A 751-nucleotide genomic window follows, 5' to 3' on the forward strand; every position below is an offset into this window, starting at 1 on the left:
CTGCTGGCAAACATATACCTCCACTACGTCTTCGATCTGTGGGCGCATCAGTGGCGACGTCGCTATGCCACAGGCAATGTGGTAATGGTCAGATACGCCGATGACATCGTCATCGGGTTCGACAAACGATACGATGCCCGGCGCTTCCGTATAGCCATGCAGCGCAGACTGAGGGAGTTCGGACTCACGGTTCACCCGGAGAAAACCCGTCTGATGGAGTTCGGCCGCTTCGCTGCCGAAAACCGTGCCATCAGGGGAAAAGGCAAACCAGAAACGTTCAACTTCCTCGGGTTCACGCACATCAGCGGGAAAGATCGCAACGGCAGGTTCATGCTGATACGAAAGACCCGCCGGGATCGGATGACGGCAACTCTGAAAGCCATCAAAGACGGTCTGCGAAGGCGCTGGCATTACTCAATCCCCGAACAGGGAAAATGGCTCAGGAGAGTGGTTCAGGGATACCTGAACTATCACTCGGTACCGGGCAACTTCCCCACCATGCAGAAGTTCAGGACACACGTAACAAACCTCTGGCGCCGGGCGCTCAGGCGCAGGAGCCAGAAGGATGATACGACCTGGACGAAAGCAAACAAACTGGCAGCCGCATGGCTACCAAGGGTTCGGGTTCTTCATCCATGGCCTGTGGAGCGGTTCACCGCCAGACACCCGAGGCAGGAGCCCGGTGCGTAAATCGCGCACGCCGGGATCTGTGCGGGGGGTATCCGGTAACGGGTATCCCTACCGCGACATT

Annotated in this window: 1 protein-coding gene; it reads left to right on the top strand. The window is 57.7% G+C overall.

The genetic code is table 11. From position 1 onward, the window contains the following. A partial coding sequence (locus ACYVAN_RS24420; RefSeq protein WP_460963567.1) for a reverse transcriptase domain-containing protein occupies positions 1-690 on the top strand: 690 nt, incomplete at its 5' end. Between the last annotated feature and the right edge of the window lie 61 nt (positions 691-751).

The organism is Parasphingorhabdus pacifica (genome assembly GCF_054779195.1).